The organism is Desulfatibacillum aliphaticivorans DSM 15576 (assembly GCF_000429905.1).
GTDB classification, from domain to species: Bacteria; Desulfobacterota; Desulfobacteria; order Desulfobacterales; family Desulfatibacillaceae; genus Desulfatibacillum; species Desulfatibacillum aliphaticivorans.
This window is the reverse complement of the sequence record NZ_AUCT01000037.1, coordinates 1-17,542: the sequence shown is the minus strand read 5'-3', so window position 1 is coordinate 17,542 and position 17,542 is coordinate 1. Positions and strand designations below refer to the sequence as shown.

The 17,542-nt window shown below is 53.8% G+C and carries 20 protein-coding genes; 11 read left to right on the top strand and 9 right to left on the bottom strand.

Translation table 11 applies throughout. The features are described from left to right. Nucleotides 1-987 precede the first annotated feature (987 nt). From G491_RS0123980 to G491_RS0123970, 3 genes are read right to left on the bottom strand one after another with little or no spacing between them, the layout of a single operon-like run. On the bottom strand, nt 988-1,197 hold the full coding sequence (locus G491_RS0123980) for a hypothetical protein (protein ID WP_012610386.1): 210 nt from the start codon (nt 1,195-1,197) through the stop codon (nt 988-990). A gap of 9 nt (nt 1,198-1,206) precedes the next feature. Then, a complete protein-coding gene (locus G491_RS0123975; protein WP_028316352.1) occupies nt 1,207-1,983 on the bottom strand; it encodes an inositol monophosphatase family protein in 777 nt (258 codons plus the stop codon). Continuing rightward, a complete protein-coding gene (locus tag G491_RS0123970) occupies nt 1,970-2,770 on the bottom strand; it encodes a prepilin peptidase (protein WP_012610384.1) in 801 nt (266 codons plus the stop codon). Before G491_RS0123970 ends, G491_RS0123975 begins: the two co-directional genes overlap by 14 nt. A gap of 244 nt (nt 2,771-3,014) precedes the next feature. Between G491_RS0123970 and lon the strand changes: the two genes are divergently transcribed. From lon to G491_RS0123920, 10 genes are all read left to right on the top strand, one after another. Beyond that, entirely contained in the window at nt 3,015-5,495 is a 2,481-nt protein-coding gene (lon, locus tag G491_RS0123965) for an endopeptidase La (RefSeq protein WP_028316351.1), read from the top strand. Then, nucleotides 5,492-6,184, top strand: a complete 693-nt coding sequence (gene tsaB, locus G491_RS0123960) for a tRNA (adenosine(37)-N6)-threonylcarbamoyltransferase complex dimerization subunit type 1 TsaB (RefSeq protein WP_028316350.1) — start codon at nt 5,492-5,494, stop codon at nt 6,182-6,184. Before lon ends, tsaB begins: the two co-directional genes overlap by 4 nt. 150 nt (nt 6,185-6,334) lie before the next feature. Beyond that, nucleotides 6,335-7,003 carry a phosphatidylserine decarboxylase family protein gene (locus tag G491_RS0123955; RefSeq protein ID WP_050783022.1) on the top strand — a complete coding sequence of 223 codons (669 nt, stop codon included), beginning with the start codon at nt 6,335-6,337 and terminating at the stop codon, nt 7,001-7,003. Further along, nucleotides 7,000-7,800, top strand: coding sequence for a CDP-diacylglycerol--serine O-phosphatidyltransferase (pssA, locus tag G491_RS0123950; protein WP_012610380.1), 801 nt, complete (start codon nt 7,000-7,002; stop codon nt 7,798-7,800). The genes G491_RS0123955 and pssA overlap by 4 nt, the downstream gene beginning before the upstream one ends. A 146-nt stretch (nt 7,801-7,946) precedes the next feature. Continuing rightward, nucleotides 7,947-9,026: a 3-isopropylmalate dehydrogenase gene (locus G491_RS0123945; protein ID WP_012610379.1), complete on the top strand. Its 1,080-nt coding sequence runs from the start codon at nt 7,947-7,949 to the stop codon at nt 9,024-9,026. A 63-nt stretch (nt 9,027-9,089) separates the two neighbouring features. After that, on the top strand, nt 9,090-9,557 hold the full coding sequence (gene greA, locus G491_RS0123940; protein WP_012610378.1) for a transcription elongation factor GreA: 468 nt from the start codon (nt 9,090-9,092) through the stop codon (nt 9,555-9,557). Between the two features lie 156 nt (nt 9,558-9,713). Continuing rightward, nucleotides 9,714-9,920 carry a DNA-directed RNA polymerase subunit omega gene (gene rpoZ, locus G491_RS0123935; protein ID WP_028316348.1) on the top strand — a complete coding sequence of 69 codons (207 nt, stop codon included), beginning with the start codon at nt 9,714-9,716 and terminating at the stop codon, nt 9,918-9,920. Beyond that, on the top strand, nt 9,920-10,678 hold the full coding sequence (locus G491_RS0123930) for a PP-loop family protein (protein WP_051327498.1): 759 nt from the start codon (nt 9,920-9,922) through the stop codon (nt 10,676-10,678). Before rpoZ ends, G491_RS0123930 begins: the two co-directional genes overlap by 1 nt. Before the next feature lie 53 nt (nt 10,679-10,731). Next, entirely contained in the window at nt 10,732-11,505 is a 774-nt protein-coding gene (gene folE2, locus G491_RS0123925) for a GTP cyclohydrolase FolE2 (protein WP_028316346.1), read from the top strand. 46 nt (nt 11,506-11,551) lie between these two features. After that, on the top strand, nt 11,552-12,451 hold the full coding sequence (locus tag G491_RS0123920) for an MBL fold metallo-hydrolase (protein ID WP_028316345.1): 900 nt from the start codon (nt 11,552-11,554) through the stop codon (nt 12,449-12,451). Nucleotides 12,452-12,687: 236 nt separating this feature from the next. Here the strand turns inward: G491_RS0123920 and G491_RS0123915 are convergent, their stop codons facing one another. From G491_RS0123915 to G491_RS36780, 6 genes are all read right to left on the bottom strand, one after another. After that, nucleotides 12,688-12,981, bottom strand: a complete 294-nt coding sequence (locus G491_RS0123915; RefSeq protein WP_028316344.1) for a hypothetical protein — start codon at nt 12,979-12,981, stop codon at nt 12,688-12,690. 291 nt (nt 12,982-13,272) lie between these two features. Continuing rightward, the gene (locus tag G491_RS0123905; protein ID WP_028316343.1) at nt 13,273-13,929 is read right to left on the bottom strand and encodes an HAD family hydrolase; all 657 of its coding nucleotides are present in this window, start codon (nt 13,927-13,929) and stop codon (nt 13,273-13,275) included. Between the two features lie 8 nt (nt 13,930-13,937). Continuing rightward, complete coding sequence (gene sppA / locus G491_RS0123900; protein ID WP_028316342.1) at nt 13,938-14,912, bottom strand: signal peptide peptidase SppA; 975 nt, start codon at nt 14,910-14,912, stop codon at nt 13,938-13,940. 93 nt (nt 14,913-15,005) lie between these two features. Then, nucleotides 15,006-15,494: a GNAT family N-acetyltransferase gene (locus G491_RS0123895; RefSeq protein WP_028316341.1), complete on the bottom strand. Its 489-nt coding sequence runs from the start codon at nt 15,492-15,494 to the stop codon at nt 15,006-15,008. Between the two features lie 96 nt (nt 15,495-15,590). Beyond that, nucleotides 15,591-16,121: a hypothetical protein gene (locus G491_RS0123890; protein WP_028316340.1), complete on the bottom strand. Its 531-nt coding sequence runs from the start codon at nt 16,119-16,121 to the stop codon at nt 15,591-15,593. Continuing rightward, nucleotides 16,118-16,672, bottom strand: a complete 555-nt coding sequence (locus tag G491_RS36780; RefSeq protein WP_248635504.1) for an AAA family ATPase — start codon at nt 16,670-16,672, stop codon at nt 16,118-16,120. Before G491_RS36780 ends, G491_RS0123890 begins: the two co-directional genes overlap by 4 nt. Nucleotides 16,673-17,120: 448 nt before the next feature. Between G491_RS36780 and G491_RS36425 the strand changes: the two genes are divergently transcribed. Continuing rightward, a partial coding sequence (locus tag G491_RS36425) for a DUF6444 domain-containing protein (protein WP_248635502.1) occupies nt 17,121-17,542 on the top strand: 422 nt, incomplete at its 3' end.

The window sequence follows — 17,542 nt, the reverse complement described above, 5'->3', positions numbered from 1 at the left end:
CTGGTGGACTTCAAACCCGACAATGGTTTCAGAAAACATGGGGTCGGATTTACGTTTGACGTTAGAGACCCGGCAGGCCGGATTTTTCGAAGCGGATCAGGCGGTTTTTGTTGGGTTTCGCGGGAACATTAAAGCCAGTTAAATGAAGTTCATCAAGGCGCAGAAAATGGGCTTTTAAAATGCCTTTTCCACGCTCTACCCAACCTACGATTTTTCCTATAAAGATAGTAGGTTGGGTAGAGTTTGTTCGGCGTTAAAAAAGGCCGATTGGGTGAATCCGTTCTATCGGACGATCGAAGCCAGGAAAAATCCATACGAAACCCAGCAAAGGGCCTTTAACCAACGTCGCCCGCCCAACAGCCCCCACAAAGAGAAGCCTTTGCAAGGCAGCAGGGCAAGCCTTGAATCTACAATGCTCCTTGAAGCCAGGCAGGTTGAATTTGATCTCTATGAACAGGCCTCGCACTTGATTTTAAACTTGCAGGGCGGCCCAGGCACAGCAGTTCCTTGCCTAGGCGCGCAAGCGCAGCAGGTGCGACCGATTTGACAATTAAAATCCAAAATATTGCGCGGACGAGTGATTCATCCAAAACCAAACAAAAGCTGGGATTCAGCCGGCGCCATTCGCCCGCCGACCGTCCTCAGCTCCGGCATTCTTCCCAGGCCGCACCTTTTGTTGCTTCGCAACACAGGCAGCAAACGGCGCTGCCTGTTCCACCCACACAAAGGCGTATACAGGGGGGCGCAGCTGCGCTGCAGTTGCAACCATTGTCCATCCGACTTTTAGTTACCATGCTACGCGTGGGAATGTATATCTAACTATTTGAAATTAAAACTTTTAAAAGCCCCTGTAAAAAAATCTCTGATCCTCCATTGGCGATGATGCTCCAGGGGGCGGCCCTTCTTATCAAAAAAAAAGCCCGGGCCGCTGGCAAACAGCGGTCCGGGCGTTTTAGACTCATCCAAATCAGAATGTCAGGGCGCGGTTTAATTCATGATCATGGAGCCCATGGGCTGCAAGTCATCCTCCATGATGTATTCGTCCTCCATCTGACGATCATATTCGATGCAGCATGCCAAGCGCATGGCGCACCATTTCATGCAAACTTTGTCGCCCCGGTTAAAGTTTCCGAAACAATCCGTCGGGTCCGACGATATTACCTGTCCTAACGATCCATCCTTCAAAAAAATACCCATGCACCTTCCTTAACATATCAAAGGTAAAAACGCATCATGAATTTTCCCGTTCGTGGCGAGGATCTGGCTCCCGCCGGGGGAAAACTCATTTTCGGCGAAGTCCGTGACTTTGCCTCCCGCCTCCCGGACGATGCATTCTCCGGCGGCGGTATCCCATGGAGCAAGGTTTTGCTCCCAGAATCCGTCAAATCTTCCGCAGGCCACGTAACACAGGTCCAGGGCGGCTGAGCCCAGCCTGCGAACGCCCTGCACCTTGGGCAGCACGGCAGAAAACCGGTCCATCAACTCCGGCATCATGGTCTTCAGCCCGTATGGAAATCCGGTCACCACCAGGCTGTCCTGAAGGTCCGTCTGGTCGGAAACCGAGATGGGCCTGGAGTTCAGGGTCGCCCCTTGTCCCTCTTTGGCGACGAACAACTCCTGGGTCACCGGATTCAGGACCAGCCCGAAGATGGTTTTTTCCGCCCGGGCCAGGCCGATTGAAATGGAAAACAAGGGCAGGCCGTGGGCGTAATTGGTGGTTCCGTCCAGGGGGTCCACAATCCAGGTGTATTCGCTATCGGCTTCCTTGCCGCTTCCTTCCTCGGCCAGGATGGCGTGGTCCGGAAAGGCCCTGGCAATGGCCTCCACAATAATTTCCTCGGAGGCTTTATCCGCCTGGGTTAAAAGGTCGATTTCCCCCTTTTTCTTCACCACCCGGGCGCGTCCGTAATATTTCAACAGCACTTTGGCGGCCCCGTGGGCTGCGGCAAGAGCTGTGTGTTCAATTTTTTCAAAATCCGCCACGAGCGTACTCCAAATACTTGTAAATCAAAAATTCTCCCCAAAAGATATACACGATAGCGCCTGAGGCAAGGAATGGGCCGAATGGGATTCTCAAATCCAATCCCTTGGAGCGGTTCAGGGGGATGAGGATCAACCCCACGAAGGTTCCCACAAAGGCCCCGGCCATGATGGTGAACAAAACCCCCTTAACGCCGAAGAATGCCCCCAGCATGCCCAGGAGCTTGACGTCGCCCATGCCCATGCCTTCTTTTTTTCTGAGCAGGTAAAACAATTCGGATACGGCGAACAGGCCCCCGCCGCCCACAGCTACTCCAATCAGGGATTGGGCCAGGCTGAGTTCCGGGAGCAAAAAAGATGCCGCAATGCCTATGGGAATTCCCGGCAGAGTGATTATATTGGGTATGATCATGTGATCAAGGTCGATAAAGGTGATGACCAGGAGGGTTGCAATGAGCAGGTAGTAAACCAGGGCCGCCCAGGTGAAGCCGAAATTGACGGCGCAGGCCAGGGCGAACATTCCGGAAGCCAGCTCCACCAAAGGATATCTTATGGAGATGGAGGCCTTGCAGGCCCGGCATTTGCCCGTCAACACAATATAAGACGCCACGGGGATGTTATCGTACCAGGCTATTTGGGCGTTGCACTGGGGGCAGTGGGAGCGGGGTTCGCTGAACGGAATGCCCCCCTCCGGGATGCGGAAGATGCAAACATTGAGAAAACTGCCTACGATCAGGCCGAACGCGAGGACGAATATATAGGGTAGCACCGGGACCAGAGCTGTAGACATGCATTCTCCATTGTTTGGACGCCGAATTCGGAGCGGCTCGCCTAACCGGTTGCGAGCTTTTCCGTATTTGTAACCTTGCCTTCCCGGGCTCTAAATGTCAAGATTGTTGTTGTCATAGTGTGGCATGTTTTGTATTAGTTTTTCATTCGGGAAGCCTGAAGGCAGGCGAATCGCCGCCGGATGGGCTATCGTCGGCCAAAGCAGGCCAACGTCCCAATAACCCAAAAGATTTGAGAGAGAGCCAATGGCCCATACTGATACGGACGATCTTGTCGGACTGCTAGATGCTGACGACCAGAATCTTGATATACCCGCCACCCTTCCCATGCTTCCGGTTAGGGATGTGGTGGTGTTCACCCACATGATTATCCCCCTGTTTGTGGGCAGGGACAAATCCGTGCGCGCCGTGGATGCAGCCATGGCCAAAGACCGCTTTTTGTTTTTGGCCACCCAGATGGACGGCGCCGTGGAAAACCCGGAATCGGACCAAATTTTCAAGCACGGCACTGCGGCCCGGATTCTGCGCGTACTCAAGCTGCCGGACGGCCGGGTTAAGGTGCTGGTTCAGGGCCTGGCCAAGGCTAAAATCGTCCGCTACACCAAAAAATCCGATATGTTCCGGGTGCGCATCGAACTGCTTCATGAAGAGGACCTGGGCGATTTGGATATGGAAACCGAAGCCCTCATGCGCAACGTGAAGGAAAGCTGCGAAAAGATTTTGGGGCTTCGGGGAGAACTCACCCCGGACGTCACCATGGTCCTGGACGGCATCGACCATCCCGGACGGCTGGCCGACCTGGTCGCTTCCAACCTGAATCTGAAAATCGAAGAAGCCCAGAGCATTTTCGAGGCCATCGATCCGGTCCAGCGCCTCCTGGCGGTCAACGGATTCGTCTCCCGGGAAGTGGAGCTTTCGGCCATGCAGGCCCGCATCCAGTCCAGCGTGCGCGACGAGATATCCAAAAGCCAGAAGGATTACTTCCTGCGGGAGCAAATGCGCGCCATCAATCGCGAATTGGGCGAGGTGGACGAAAAGACCCAGGAAATCAAGGAATATCAGGACAAAATCCGTAAGGCCAAGATGCCCAAGGAAGCCAAGGAGGAGGCCGACCGCCAACTCAAGCGCCTGGAGCAGATGCACCCGGAAGCGGGAGAAGCCCCCACGGTCCGCACCTATCTGGACTGGCTGGTGGAGGTTCCCTGGAAAAAGGCCACCAAGGACACCCTGGACATCAAAAAAGCCAAGGAAATTCTGGAAGAGGACCATTACGGCCTGGAAAAGGTCAAGGACCGCATTTTGGAATACCTGGCCGTACGCAAGCTCAACCCGAAAATGAAAGGCCCCATCCTGTGCTTTGTGGGCCCCCCGGGCGTGGGAAAAACCTCCCTGGGCAAGTCCATCGCCCGGGCCATGGGCCGGAAGTTTTACCGCCTTTCTTTGGGCGGCATCCGGGACGAGGCGGAAATAAGGGGCCATCGGCGGACTTACATCGGCGCCTTGCCCGGCCGCATCATCCAGGGGTTGAAGCATTGCAAGTCCAACAATCCCGTATTCATGATGGACGAGATCGATAAAATCGGCGCGGATTTTCGGGGAGATCCCTCCTCCGCCTTGCTGGAGGCTTTGGACCCGGAGCAGAACTTCGCCTTTTCGGATCATTACTTGAACGTGCCGTTCGACCTGTCTTCCGTCATGTTCATTACCACCGCCAACATGACAGACACCATCCCCTCGGCGTTGCTTGACAGGATGGAGGTCATCAATCTGGCCGGGTACACGGAAAACGAAAAGGTGCTTATCGCCCAGCAATACCTGGTTCCCCGGCAGGTCAAGGAAAACGGCCTCAAGCCGGAGGACATTACCATCTCGGGCAATGCATTGCTTAAAATGGCCACGGAATACACCAGCGAGTCCGGCTTGCGCAATCTGGAGCGTGAAATCGGAACCCTTTGCCGGAAAGTCAGCCGGAAAATCGCGGAAGGCAAAAAGGGGCCGTATCAGATTACCGCGTCCTCCCTGGTCAAATATCTTGGCCTGGAAAAATTTCTGCCCGAGATGGACCAGGAAGAGCCCCAGATCGGCCTTGCCACGGGACTGGCCTGGACCCATTGGGGCGGCGAAGCCCTGTACATCGAGACCACCCTCATGCGCGGCAAGGGGGAACTGGTGCTGACGGGCCAGTTGGGCGAAGTCATGCAGGAGTCGGCCAGGGCGGCTTTGTCTTACGCCCGGACCAACGAAGACGAGTTGGAGATAGACCCGGATCTGTTCGATAATTTCGACATCCATATTCATGTGCCGGCCGGCGCCATTCCCAAGGACGGCCCGTCCGCAGGCATCGCCATGACCACGGCCCTGGTTTCGGCCCTGACCGAGCGGCCGGTGGCCAATGACATCGCCATGACCGGCGAGGTGACCATTCGGGGCAGGGTGCTGCCCATAGGCGGCTTGCGTGAAAAATCTCTGGGCGCCTTAAGAGCCGGGATCAAGACAATTATTATTCCTGAGAAAAATAAAAAGGAGTTGTCCGAGGTTCCGCAGCAGGTGCGCAGAAAGCTGAAATACATCACGGTGAGCCACGTGAATGAGGTTTTGGAAAAGGCTCTCTTGCCCGCGGAAAAGAAAAAGGCGCCGCCGAAAAAAAAGCCGGCTAAAAAAGCGGCGAAGCCCAAGGCCAAAAAGACCCAGCCCAAGGCGAAAACGACAGAGGCCGCAGATAAATGATCGTTCTGGCCATGGATACGGCCGCCCTGGGGTTTGGCGTGGTTGTGGTTGAAGACGGCCGGGTGCTGGCCCGGGAGCAGGGGGAGCGGTCCCGCTCCCATGCCAGGAGCCTTATGGATGCGGTCCAAAACGTGTTGAACGAGGCGGGGCTTAAGCCGGCTCAGGTGGATGGCTTGGCCGTGACCTGCGGCCCGGGCAGCTTTACGGGCCTGCGCATCGGCATTGCTTCCGCCAAAGGGCTGGCTTCGGCCTTGAACATCCCGGTGTACGGAGTGTCCACACTATACGCTTTGGCGAAAGCCGCCCAGCCCTGCAACCTGCCCGTTCAGGCCGCCATGGACGCCCGGAAAGGGCAGGTGTATGCAGCCGAATTCCGGCCGAGCGATAACGGGCTGGTGCAAACGAGCCCGGAAGCCGCCAAATCGCCGGAGCAATGGATTTGCGAAGTCAGTGAACAAAGCCTGTTTATTGGAGACGGCGCCGCCCTGTACCGGGAGTTCATTGAAGCTGAATTGGGCGGTAAGGCGCGCTTCGCCCCGGAGGACTTGAACAGAATCGACATCACCGTGGTTGCAGACATTGCCGCAAAGGCCATAAAAGAGGGCAAGGCATGCAGCGCTGCGGATCTCAAGGCGACCTACATTAGAAAGTCCGACGCCAAACTGCCGAAAATTCCTCAGGCCGTGTAAATTCGGGCCGCATCGCCCTCTGAAAAACGAACTGAGATTGACACTTACCTGCCGGTGATGTATTGTTCGCCATCCCATGCAAGGCGAACCCGACGGCAGGAATTCGCCTTGATTATTTTTGGCGCCGCCCTTAAGATTGAAAGATTGATTATGGAAAAATATACATATCCGGATCCCCCAAGCGACAGAGCCCTGCCCATCGCCAACGCCGGATGGCCGATTATTCTTGCAGCAGGTTTTACTACGCTGCTAATGGCGATTCTGGATTATAAAGTTCTTGCTTTGCTGCTATATGTGTTTACGATGTTTTCATGCTACTTCTTCAGGGACCCGGACCGGCTTGCCCCTGAAGAGGAAAACGCCGTGGTTTCTCCCGCGGACGGCAAGGTGCTTTTCGTCAATGTGGTGGATTCCAATCCCTTCATTGAAGGCCGGGCGCTTAAGATCAGCATTTTCATGTCCGTGTTCAACGTCCACGTTAACCGGAATCCCATGAACGGGACGGTCAAACGGATTATATATAATCCGGGCAAGTTTTTCAGGGCCAACCTGGACAAGGCCTCCCAGGAGAACGAACACAACGCCGTTGTTCTGGACTGCAACGGCCGGGAAATCTGTTACGTGCAGATCGCCGGGCTGGTGGCCAGACGGATTTTATGTGGAATTAAACCGGGCGACGAGGTTGTTAAGGGAGAGCGGTTCGGCATGATTCGTTTTGGCTCCCGCCTGGATGTGTACTTGCCGGTAGGCTTTGACCCCTGCGTACTGCCAGGGGACAAGGTTTTCGCCGGATCAACCGTGATAGGGAATATGCCATGAAGAATAAGAACAAAGACGGCCGAAAAAGGCGTTTTGACATGCACAAGGGAGTGTATGTCCTGCCAAATTTTGTAACCTCCCTCAATTTGTTTTTCGGTTTTTTCGCCGTGATTTCAGCTACGCAGGGGGATTATGTAAAGGCTGCTTTTTGCGTTCTTATTGCAGGGGTTTTCGATAATCTGGACGGCAAGGTGGCCCGGGCCACCAACACCACCAGCCAGTTCGGCGTGGAGTACGATTCCCTGGCCGACCTGGTTTCTTTCGGCCTGGCGCCCGGCCTGACCATGTTCTTGTGGGCGCTTCAACCTCTTGGGCGGATCGGCTGGCTGGCCGCATTCTTGTTCGTGGCCTGCGGGGCTTTGCGTTTGGCCCGGTTCAACACCCAAACGGCCGTGGTCAGCAGCGATTACTTTGTGGGCTTGCCCATCCCCGCTGGCGCCGGCATGGCCGTGACCACCATTTTGTTTTACGACAAGCTGGGTTGGGTGCAGGCAAACGGCCAGGTTTTGTCCGGCCACCGGGTTTTGATGCTGGTCCTGCTTTTCGCCCTGGGTTTTTTAATGGTTTCCACAGTCAAGTACAATAGCTTTAAAAAGCCGGAAATGTTCCGGAATAAGAATTTTTACGTGTTGATTTGCCTGATTTTATTCGTGGCGCTCATTGCCATGGCGCCCAAACTGGTGTTGTTTCTCATTGCTCTGACTTACGTGAGTTCCGGCCCCATTATGCTCTTGGTTAATAGGAGGAGGCCGCCAAAAAACGACGATTCAAAATCAGAGCTTGAAAATTTGAATTAGGCATTGTAAAAATAGATCCCATTAACCAGCCGGAGGCGCCGGGGAGGAGAATCTTCCCGGAGGCCCCGGCATTTTTTGTATGCCTGCATCATGCAGGCCCAACACTCTGCCCAGCGACGGGGCGGAAGAGGAAAGGCAGTTAACTCATGTCCAAAACACACAAAATCGCCATAGTGGGGGGAGATGGCACTGGCCCGGAGGTTGTTGCAGAAGGCGTCAAGGTTTTAAAAGCCGCTGGAGAAAGAGGAAATATCTCCTATGAATTTGTGGAATTTCCCCTTGGCGGCGAAAACTACATGAAAACCGGCGACCTTCTTACCCAGGAAACCCTGGATAGCCTTAAAACCATGGACGCCATTTATCTTGGCGCCATCGGCCACCCGGACGTTAAACCCGGAATCCTTGAAAAAGGCATTCTTTTGGACCTTCGCTTTTCCTTGGATCAGTATATTAACCTTCGTCCCGTCAAACTTTACGAAGGGGTGGACACTCCTTTGAAGGACAAAGGGCCGGAGGACATTGATTTTGTGGTCGTCCGTGAAAACACCGAGGGCTTGTACGCAGGCGCAGGCGGCGTGCTGAAAAAAGGCACCCTGGACGAAGTGGCGGTTCAGGAATCCATCAACACGCGGAAAGGCGCGGAGCGCTGCATCCGGTACGCCTTTGAATACTGCCAAAAGCGCAACAACAAAAAGGGCAAAAAAGTCACCCTGTGCGGCAAGACCAACGTTCTCACCTTTGCATTCGATCTGTGGGAAAGGGTCTTTTACGAAGTGGCCAAGGAATATCCGGACATCGAAGCGGATTACGCCCACGTGGACGCCACCTGCATGTGGATGGTCAAGAATCCCGAATGGTTTGACGTGATCGTGACGGACAACATGTTCGGCGACATCATCACGGACCTGGGCGCCATGATCCAGGGCGGCATGGGGATCGCCGCCGGCGGAAACATCAACCCCGAAGGGGTGTCCATGTTCGAGCCCATCGGCGGCTCGGCGCCCAAGTACACGGGCATGGGGATCATCAACCCCATCGCAGCCATTGGCGCCGGCCAGATCATGCTGGACACCCTGGGCGAAACCGAGGCTGCATCCTGGATCGAGCAAGGCATCATCAAGGTTCTGAGAGACGATCTCAAGGATCTGGGCGCCGGTAAAATGGGCTTCTCCACCTCCGAGGTGGGGGATCTCATTGCAGACTTTGTCAAGAATTCGGCGAAATAGTCCGAAAACATCAAGGCGGCGGACGATTGCGTCCGCCGCCAACTTTTTTGAAGGAGCATTGCGTTGGAACGCACACCCATCACCCCCGAAGGATTGGAAAGACTCCAAAACGAGTTGGTCCAACTGAAGACCGTGGAACGCCCCAGGAACATCCAGGACATTGAAGAAGCAAGGGCGCACGGAGACCTGAGCGAAAACGCCGAGTATCATGCGGCCAAGGAGCGTCAGGGCTTTATTGCGGGCCGCATTGCCGAGTTGGAGTATAAGGTCGCCAGCGCCGACGTCATCGACCCCTCCACCCAAAAGGGGGATACCGCAGTATTTGGAGCCACGGTCGTCCTTGAGAATATCGACACGGGCGAGGAAGTGAGCTATCAGCTTTTAGGCCCGGACGAATCCAACATTCAGGCTGGCAAGATTTCCGTCACCTCTCCCTTAGGCAAAGCCCTGGTGGGGAAGAAGCCCGGGGATGAGGTCAAGGTGCAGACTCCCGGGGGCCAAAGGCATTTTGAAGTCGTGGAGATTCAATAGCTGAAGGCCGGGGGCAAAGGCCTTTTTGCTTGACAATTCACGAAAAAAAACAGCATTATTCCTTTTTGGCGGCGGTCAGGAGGCGCTGCACGCGCATCTCCGCCCGCTGCAATAACTTTAAATCAGGCTCTAAACGCCTGTAAACAAGGAGGATGCATGGCCCGCATCACCATTGAAGATTGCCTGAAGCGCGTTCCCAATCGTTTTCTGCTGGTTCATATGGCGGCCAAACGCGTCAGGCAAATGCGCGAAGGCTCCGAATATCTGGTGAGTTCTCCCAAGAACGAAGACATTGTCGTGGCTCTGCGTGAAATCGCAGCGGACAAGGTCTACGTGGATAAGAATATGCCCGACGAATTGTAATGAGCCGATTTGCCAGGGTCCATGGCGTAAAACGCGCCACCGGCGCCTTTAAAGTCCTGAACAGGCAGGTAGGCAAAGCCCAGGAAGCCTATGACATGATTCAGGAAGGCGACCGGGTGGCCGTGGGAATTTCCGGCGGCAAGGACAGTTTCACCCTCATGTGGATTTTGCAGGAGCGCCTGTCGCGAATTCCCGTGAAGTACCACCTTGAGGGCATACACATAGACCCTGGATTCGACGACTCGAGCGCGGATCAAATCGCGCAATATTGCGAAAGCATGAACTACCGCCTCCGGGTGGAAAAAACCGATTTCGGCATTCGCGCGCACAGCGATGAAAACAGGGAAAATCCCTGTTTTTTATGTTCCAGGCTCAGGCGGCAGAGGATATTTGAACTGGCCCAGGAAATGGGCTGCACCAAAATCGCTTTTGGCCACCATAAAGACGACTTGATAGAGACCTTGTTCCTGAATATGTGCTATACGGGCGAAATCGCAACCATGATGCCGTATCAGGAATTTTTCGGGGGGGAAATAACGGTGATCCGGCCCCTGGCGTATACGGACGAAAAAAACATCGCCTATTTCGCCAGGGCCATGAACATGCCTGAAATCGAGAACGCCTGTCCGACTTCCGGCGCCTCCAAACGTGAGGAAATAAAACAGCTCCTGGAAGGGCTGTATAAGCAGAATCCGAAAATCAGGGGAAACCTTTTTCGCTCCATGAGCCGGGTAAAAACCGATTACCTGTTGAAATGATCATATGTAATGATCGCTTTGCCCCCTGGATACAGGAAAAAAAATTGAACGATATGATTGACGTACAAAGCCAGTATGACGACCGGAATATGCCCATCAACAAGGTGGGAATCAAAAATCTTCGCTACCCCATTACGGTTCTTGACAAGGAAAAGCGATTTCAGCCCACGGTCGCCACGATCAATATGTATGTGGACCTGCCTCATGAATATAAGGGCACCCACATGAGCCGTTTCGTGGAAATGCTCCATGACACCAAGCCCCAGGTCTCCCTCAAAACCTTTTCCGTGCTTTTGGATCAGATGAAAAAACTCCTCAATGCAGCCAGCGCGCACATTGAGATGACCTTTCCCTATTTCATTGAGAAAAAAGCCCCCATGAGCGGCTCTTTGGGGCTCATGGATTATACCTGCTGCCTTAAGGGCTCCAGCGACGCCCAGGACCAGGTGGATTTAATCCTGGAAATCAGCGTGCCCATCACCTCGGTCTGCCCCTGCTCCAAGGAAATCTCGGACGAAGGCGCCCACAATCAGCGCGGCGAGGTCAAATTGGCCACCCGTTTCGAAAAGTTCAGGTGGATTGAGGACATGATTGAACTGGTGGAAAAGGCGGCCTCGTGCGACGTATACTCGGTCCTGAAAAGGGTGGACGAAAAATATGTGACCGAGCGGGCGTTCCGCCGCCCCAGATTTGTGGAAGACGTGGTGCGCGACATTGCCTGTGTGCTTTCGCAAGACAAAAATATCAAGTGGTTTTCCGTAAGCGCCGAGAATTTTGAGTCCATCCATAACCACAGCGCCTACGCCTCCATTACCAGCGACCAATAAATCCCTGAGGGCCCGTTCCCCGGGGATTTTTTATTTTGAGGAGAATATGCCCGACCTGGACCTCGTTCCCCTGTCCGACAAGCTCTTTTTGGTCACTGCCCCCAACCAGGGCCGATTTCCTTTTTCCTATTCCTTTTTAATCAAAGGCGAAAAAACCGCGCTCATCGATACAGGCTGCGGCCTGGATCTCTGCCGCGCCCTGCGGGATGAGTTTGCAATTGATGCGGTGTACAATTCTCATGCCCACCCGGACCATATCGCGGGCAATTTCATCTTTAAAGGCATCGACCTGATGGTTCCGGACGTGCTTTCCCAGGAAACCGGAACCCTGGACATTTTAGCGGCCCGTCTCATCAAGGACAATCTTGAAGTGGCAGACTTCTGGAAAGGCTTTGTCAAAAAATTCACGGGCATTCAGGACTACGAAGTCACCGGCGTGTTTTCGGACGGCGACCTTTTGGACTTTGGGGGGATAACGCTTCAGGCGATTCATTGCCCCGGGCATTTGGCGGACCATTTTTGCTTTTGGGAGCCTGAAAACAAAATTCTGCTGTCCTTTGACATCGACATGACCAGCTTTGGCCCTTTCTACGGCAATCCCGAGGCGGACATCAACGATTTTAGACATTCCATGGACAAGCTCATCGCCCTGGAGCCCGCTATCGTAGCCAGCTCCCACAAGCCGCCGGTGACGGAAAACGCGGTGCAGGCGCTCATTGAATTTAAAAGCCTGTTGGACCGCAACGAAAAAGCCGTCCTGGACGCCCTGGACTCCCCCAAGTCCTTTGAAGAAATCCTGGCCGAAAAGCCCCTTTACAAAAAATACTTCCCCGGCGGGGAACTCCTTTACGCCTTTTTTGAAGGCAACATGATTTCCAGCCATTTGGATGAACTCCAAAGCCAGGGCAGGGTGGCTCATTCCAACGGCAAATATCAGAAAATATAATCAGGCAAGGCAAGCCGCCGCAGCATATCAAATGCAACCTTTGAGGTTTAAGAAGCAGTGTAGCCGCGCCCCCCTGTGGGCGCCTTTGGAACGCGCCAAGCGCGTTCAGGCCGGGGCACGCCCTGAATCCAAGAATCGAATTCGGCATCGCCGGATAGCAGGACGGTTTGAGAGGGGAAAGCCGCTGAGGCCTCCCCCTGTTTGATTTTGGAAGCCCTTCCCTGGGGAGGGAGGAATCATGCATCGTGCTTCACCGGAGGATGCATTTCGTCAAAACGGAACATGTTGAAAACATGGTGCCCGTCATAGTCCAGGACGCGCAGGTCGCTGGCTTGCCGCAGGTCGTTCATCACGAGATTATAGTGCATCCCGTACCGCTCCCGGACCTTTTCCTCGTCCACTTCAAAAGCAATGTACCGTTTGATGCCCTTTGTCTCCAGTTTTTCCACCAGTTGGGGATCATCCAATGTCTCATAGGATGTCAAGAGAAGGATGGGTCCCGATCCCGTAAAAAAGATTCCTGCTTTCATAAGGCGCCTCCTTTGTTTTGCGGTGTTCAGCCAAATTTCCGGAGCTTTCAGCCGGGAAGGCAGCCCACCTTCCTGACTTTTTTCAAAAACCCCGGAGCCCGGTCCATGAAGCAGGTTTGCAGCAAATTGTCCGATTTTTAACGGGAGCTTGAAGGAGAAAAAACAAGCGTAGAAACAAATAAAAACAGCAAGGAAAATGAGGCGCATTTTCTTAAAGCGCAGAGGGAGTGCATATGTACAAAATAAGATTCGGGGCGGCTAATGTCAAGAAAGCGCCGCCCCGATGTGATCCTATCTTTTCAGGTGGTTCATCAATTCCATGGGGGTGCGGATTTCCACCTGGGCGCCGGCCTGGGTGAGTTCGTCGGCCGTCCGGAATCCCCACAAGGCCCCTACGGCCAGCATGTTGGCGTTTTTCGCCGTATGAATATCCGTGGAGCTGTCTCCCAGGAACACGCATTCCTCGGGCTTGAGGGACAGGGATTGAACGATTTCAAAGGCCCCCGCCGGGTCCGGCTTTTTGGGAACTTCAGGCCGCATGCCCAGGACCATTTCAAAGGTTCCGGGGGCGAAGTATTCCTCCACGCATAAAAGGGTGTACTCGTGGGGCTTGTTGGAAAGGATCGCTTTTCTGACGCCCATGCCGTCCACGGCGGTGAGCAGGTCGTTCACTCCTTCGTAAATGCGGGTTTTAACGTTCCAGTTGCGGCTGTAATCCTCTTTAAAGGCGTCCAGCACCCCGAAGACCGCGTCGTCGTCCTGAGCGCCCTCGGGCAGGGCGCGGCGCACCAGCATTTCCGCGCCGTCGCCGATGAAGTATTTATACTCGTCCACCGTGTATGTGGGGAAGCCCCTGGCGGCCAGGGCACGGTTGGCCGAGTCCGCCAGGTCGTCCAGAGTGTTCAACAGGGTTCCATCCAGATCGAAAATAACTGCTTTGTATTGCATGCTGCTTCCTATTGGGCTGCAGGGGCCCATAAATAATAAAAGCCCATGGGCAGGTCGGAGTACCCCATGGGGAAGTTGACGTTCACCAGGGCGCCTTTGGCGCTGCTTTGGGACCCGGCGACATTGTACACCGTGTCGTTGGCGATTTTGGAACGGCGATAAACCACCACTTTGGAGTCCTCGGGGATTCCTGCCATTTCCTTGGCCTCATCAATAGCTTGGGGCAGATAGGCCACCTCGTCGATCAGGCCAAGCTCCAGGGCTTTGGAAGCCACAAAGATCCGGGCCGTGCGGACTTCCTCCAGAGCTTCCGGGGTGAGGTTGCGGTGATCTTTCACGTGTCCCACAAACTGTTCGGCCAGATCATTGATCACGCCGTTAAGCAGCCGGACTTCCTCGTCCGTGGGATCGCGGAAGGGGGAGCCCATATCCTTGTTTCTGCCGGACTTGCTCACACGCATCCCAACTCCGACCTTATCCATCAGGTCCTTAAAGGCGGGCTGCACCATGATGACGCCCACGGAGCCCGTGATGCTTGTGGGGTGAGCCACAATGCGGTCCGCGGGCAGGGACATGTAATATCCGCCGGACGCGGCCACGTTCATGAACACGCACATGACCTTTTTGCCGGTTTTTTCCTTAAACTCCTTAATCTCATGATACAGGATATCGCTGGCAGTGGCCGTCCCCCCGGGGGAGTCCACCTTGATGACCACTGCTTTGACGGCGTCGTCCTCCTCCGCCATGCGAAGCTGGGAAACCACTTCCTGCACCACGCTGGGCTTGGAGGAAAAAAGCTCGTTGGAAGGCGTGTCGGAAATAACGCCGGCCACGGTGATCATGAGGATTTTGTCTTTGCCCTCGCCGGAGACGGCGTGCTCCTTCAGCGGATCGGAAGCGTCCTTGAACAGGTTGAAGCTGGGAGAGCATCCGGGAAGCAGAAAAACAATGAGTGCAATCAGCAGGATAAAGGATTTTTTCATAGCGCTTGCTCCATGCATCCTTGGGAAAGCGCGAGAGCCTTCCCGGTTGTAATATTGGGGTTGGGATGAAATCCCTAAACATCGGCAAAGGGATTAGTCCAGCAGCTTATACAATATCAAAGCGTCCACAAAGCCCAGCTTTTTATGATTGAAAGCCTTGGGCAGCACGCCGATTTCCTCGAAGCCTAACTTTTTCCACAAATCCACGGCCACGGTGTTGGTGGAGACCACCAGATTGTACTGCATGGCCTTGAATCCCATTTTACGGGCTTGGTCCTGGGAGTGTTCGCACATGGCCCGCGCCAGGCCCTTGCCCCGGGCTTCCGGCGCTGTGATGTAGCCGCAATTGCACACATGGGCGCCCAGACCCGGCTGATTCGGCTTGATATAATAGGTGCCGAGGATAGCTCCCTGATCGTCTTCCACCGTAAAGGTTTGGGCCGGATATTCGATCCAGGCGTGATGGGCTTCCTCTTCGGTGATGTCCGGGGAATAGGCGTAGGTCTCCCCCTGCCTGAACACCTCTCCGACAATCTCCCATATCCTGGGCCAGTCTTTATCTTCATATGGACGAATATTCATGGTTCGCACTCCTTTCGGAGAAAGGAATTACCACCGGGCGGGTTTATGGTCAAGAAGAGGGAGAGGAGATTTGGGACAAACGTTGGAAATCAAAATTTATTTGCCCAGCTTTTTTTCCGATTTTGGCTTAACATACTCGGGGCATAGGAAGAAAACGGAAATACCTACTTCAATCAGGGCTTGTCGCCATTTCCACCATTTACTGTCCGTTGCTTGAAGAACCGGGCGCTTATCGGCATGAGCATTGGCGACGGCGATAAATTTTCGATCGGAAACATCAAAAAGCTCTAATCCTGGGTGCTCGGGAAATTCGTAATAGGAGTCGCCTTTTTTGGTAATGAGGATTCGATCAGTTTTTGGAAATTTCCACCTATTGTCGTGGACCCATTTTATGAAACGATCGCCAACTCCAGGCTGTCCCTTGATGGCAAGTTGGCGTCTGTATTCATCAAAGATTTCGTCTCCATCATCAATAACCAGTCCGCGCTTTTCAACGACGTGTTCAACAGCCTCAACACAGGCCAAGATGCACGCATTGGGAGCGTCAGAATCCGGATCGGGATTCGTGGCAAGATTGGCGTTTTTGGGAACATTTATATCCACCAAGCACTTATTGGGAAGCCTCATTCCAATGCCTCCTCGTCGCTATCCCTCATCCGTTTTTTCATGGCCGCTTTGGCCTGGGCGGTTATATCTCCCATTTCATCGCCGAAAAAATCATCCGGCCAGTTGAGAATGTTTCCATAGTCGTCAATTTCAAGAGGAACAAGTTTTGCCGGAGTTCTGTCGTTGTTAGCGAAATAGGCGGAAACACTATCTTCCTCCAGAGCGTCCTCGGCGATTCGCCTTTGGAGCCTCCTGAGAAAATGTTCTGAATGGGTTTCGATGATTAGTTGAATATTCCTGTCCGCCCCGTTTTCCCGGGAGTTGATGACATCAATCATGACATCCGCCAACAGGGCTTGGGCCTTAGGATGAAGATGGATTTCCGGCTGTTCCATAATGATGATGGAGCCCGGAGGGGCGTAAAAGCATTGCACAAGCACAGGCAAGACCTGTGAAACGCCGAAACCCACGTCCGGCAAATCGACCCAGTCTTTGGATCCTTTGGTGCGCACCCTCACTTCGTATTCCTGGCGGGACTCGGATAATTGGTTGACCTTGATTTCTTCAATCAACCCCATTTCTTTTAGTTTTAAGGCGACTATTTGCTCAAAAGGTTTGGCTCGGAGCCTATAACCCAGGCTGATTTTTCGGTCGCGAGCAGCGAGGATGGCAGCAACCGCATTTTCCCCCTTAAATCCGACGCTCCCGGGTTCATTGCCTGACCATGCATACAACCGATCCGTTTTGGTCCTAAGTGGGCCCAAATAACAAATGCTTCTGAATAGGATTTTTTGTTGAAGATTCAGGTCGTGTAAAAAATCTGCGTTTTGATAATTAGCGATCAGTTCATCGGGAAATCCATAGAAGTTGATGGGTTCTTTGGGCCTCCAAATACGTCCTTTTTTCTTGCTGAAAGCCTTTTGAGCTTCAAAAAAGGTAAGCGTTCAGGGGGGTGAAGAAAACGCTACTTAGGAATTATTATCACTAGACATTAGCGTTTTTATGTGCTAGTGTCTTTTCATGAAACCCGACTCCCTGCCGCAAGAGATTTGGAATGCCACCCCTGAGTTCGCTCGCAGAGTTATCTCTGAGCAGGCGGAGGCGATTGCGCTTCTCGTTCAACAAACGAAGCGCCTTGCCGCCAGAGTCGAGCAACTGGAAGCCCAGCTCAACAAGAACTCCGGTAATTCCAGCAAACCGCCCTCGTCCGATCCTCCTTACCAGGGTCCCGCCAAGTCCAAAAAATCCAAGAAAGGCGGCAAGAAGCGGGGCGGACAAAAAGGGCATAAAGGCCATCGGCAGGCTCTTATGCCCCCCACCAGGATCATGGACGTCAAACCGGACCAATGCTCTTGTGGAAGCCGCCATCTGGAGCCTTGCAAAGACGCCCCTTTTTATATCCATCAGGTAGTGGAACTCCCGGAAATCGTCATGGATGTCAC

Bases quoted from the DNA above. Each gene is read 5' to 3' on its own strand.
- G491_RS0123915 (WP_028316344.1), bottom strand. From the start codon at position 12,981: ATGAAAGCAGGAATCTTTTTTACGGGATCGGGACCCATCCTTCTCTTG.
- folE2 (WP_028316346.1), top strand. From the start codon at position 10,732: ATGATTGACGTACAAAGCCAGTATGACGACCGGAATATGCCCATCAAC.
- G491_RS0123955 (WP_050783022.1), top strand. From the start codon at position 6,335: ATGGAAAAATATACATATCCGGATCCCCCAAGCGACAGAGCCCTGCCC.
- pssA (WP_012610380.1), top strand. From the start codon at position 7,000: ATGAAGAATAAGAACAAAGACGGCCGAAAAAGGCGTTTTGACATGCAC.
- lon (WP_028316351.1), top strand. From the start codon at position 3,015: ATGGCCCATACTGATACGGACGATCTTGTCGGACTGCTAGATGCTGAC.
- G491_RS0123980 (WP_012610386.1), bottom strand. From the start codon at position 1,197: ATGGGTATTTTTTTGAAGGATGGATCGTTAGGACAGGTAATATCGTCG.
- G491_RS0123920 (WP_028316345.1), top strand. From the start codon at position 11,552: ATGCCCGACCTGGACCTCGTTCCCCTGTCCGACAAGCTCTTTTTGGTC.
- sppA (WP_028316342.1), bottom strand. From the start codon at position 14,912: ATGAAAAAATCCTTTATCCTGCTGATTGCACTCATTGTTTTTCTGCTT.
- rpoZ (WP_028316348.1), top strand. From the start codon at position 9,714: ATGGCCCGCATCACCATTGAAGATTGCCTGAAGCGCGTTCCCAATCGT.
- tsaB (WP_028316350.1), top strand. From the start codon at position 5,492: ATGATCGTTCTGGCCATGGATACGGCCGCCCTGGGGTTTGGCGTGGTT.
- G491_RS0123970 (WP_012610384.1), bottom strand. From the start codon at position 2,770: ATGTCTACAGCTCTGGTCCCGGTGCTACCCTATATATTCGTCCTCGCG.
- G491_RS0123895 (WP_028316341.1), bottom strand. From the start codon at position 15,494: ATGAATATTCGTCCATATGAAGATAAAGACTGGCCCAGGATATGGGAG.
- G491_RS0123930 (WP_051327498.1), top strand. From the start codon at position 9,920: ATGAGCCGATTTGCCAGGGTCCATGGCGTAAAACGCGCCACCGGCGCC.
- G491_RS0123890 (WP_028316340.1), bottom strand. From the start codon at position 16,121: ATGAGGCTTCCCAATAAGTGCTTGGTGGATATAAATGTTCCCAAAAAC.
- G491_RS0123905 (WP_028316343.1), bottom strand. From the start codon at position 13,929: ATGCAATACAAAGCAGTTATTTTCGATCTGGATGGAACCCTGTTGAAC.
- G491_RS0123945 (WP_012610379.1), top strand. From the start codon at position 7,947: ATGTCCAAAACACACAAAATCGCCATAGTGGGGGGAGATGGCACTGGC.